This window comes from Mesorhizobium sp. M7A.F.Ca.CA.002.09.1.1, from assembly GCF_003998555.1.
Lineage (GTDB): Bacteria > Pseudomonadota > Alphaproteobacteria > Rhizobiales > Rhizobiaceae > Mesorhizobium > Mesorhizobium ciceri.
The window spans coordinates 1-1360 of the sequence record NZ_RZRR01001194.1; the positions used below are offsets into that span (position 1 = coordinate 1).

At 64.2% G+C, this 1360-nt stretch carries 1 protein-coding gene and 1 pseudogene; both read right to left on the bottom strand.

Annotated elements, in window-relative coordinates:
• Positions 1-335, bottom strand: a pseudogene (locus tag EN994_RS31695) (urea ABC transporter permease subunit UrtC); the annotation flags it as partial.
• The coding region (gene urtB / locus EN994_RS31700; RefSeq protein WP_127308165.1) for an urea ABC transporter permease subunit UrtB at positions 332-1360 on the bottom strand (1029 nt) is incomplete at its 5' end. The gene urtB and the pseudogene EN994_RS31695, both read right to left, overlap by 4 nt.

Here is a 1360-nt window from a genome sequence, read left to right on the forward strand (position 1 = left end):
AAGTCGGGCAAGACGGGATTGCCATAGACGCCGCGCGAGCCGATCTGGCGCATCAGATACATGCCCATTGCATAGCCGCCGAGCGCGAAGAAGGCGCCGTGGCCGAGCGAAAGGATGCCGCAATAGCCCCAGACCAGGTCGAGCGCCAAGGCAAGCAGCGCATAGCAGAGATATTTGCCGGTCAGCGCGACGATGTAGGATGGGATGTAGAAGGCGCTGGTAGGAGACACCGCAAGGTTGAGCAACGGCACGATGACGGCCACCGCCAGCAGGATGGAGATCGTAATGGCGATGCGGCGGTCCGCGCCGGCGGCAAAGAAGCGTCCCGTGATCATGCTTCCACCGCCCTCCCCTTGAGCGCGAACAGGCCGCGCGGGCGTTTCTGGATGAACAGGATGATCAGCACCAGCACGACGATCTTGCCGAGCACCGCGCCCGCATAAGGCTCGAGGAACTTGTTGACGATGCCGAGCGAGAAGGCGCCGACCAGCGTGCCCCACAGATTGCCGACGCCGCCGAAGACAACGACCATGAAGCTGTCGATGATGTACCCGCGGCCGAGATTGGGCGAGACGTTGTCGATCTGGCTCAGCGCGACGCCGGCAATGCCGGCAATGCCGGAGCCGAGCGCGAAGGTCAGCGCGTCGACCCACGGCGTCCTGATGCCCATCGAGGCAGCCATGCGCCGGTTGGCGGTGACGGCGCGCATCTGCAGGCCCCAGGGCGTGCGCTTCATCACGTAGAGCAGGATGCCGAAGACAGCGAGCGCGAAAACCAGGATCCACAGGCGGTTCCAGGTGATCGCCAACTGTCCGACATTGAACGAGCCCGACATCCAGGATGGGTTGCCGACCTCCTGGTTGGTCGGCCCGAAGATTGAGCGCACGGCCTGTTGCAGGATCAGCGAGACGCCCCATGTCGCCAGCAGTGTTTCAAGCGGCCGGCCATAGAGGAAGCGGATGACGCCGCGCTCGATGATCAGGCCAACCAGAGCGGCGACGAGAAAGGCCAGCGGCAGTGCGATGACCAGCGACCAGTCGAACAGGTCAGGGAAGGATGTACGGATCACCTGCTGGACGACGAAGGTCGTGTAGGCGCCGAGCATGACCATCTCGCCATGCGCCATGTTGATGACGCCCATGACGCCGAAGGTGATGGCGAGGCCGATTGCCGCCAGCAGCAGCACCGAGCCCAGCGAGATGCCGTACCAGATGTTCTGCCCGGCATCCCAAAAGGCCAGCGTCGAATTGATGTTGGCGATCGCGGCTGTCGCCGCTTGCCTGACCGCGTCGGTGGAATTCGCCTCGACCGAGGTGAGCAGGGAAACCGCATCGCGGTCGCCGCGCGCGCCGATCAGCGC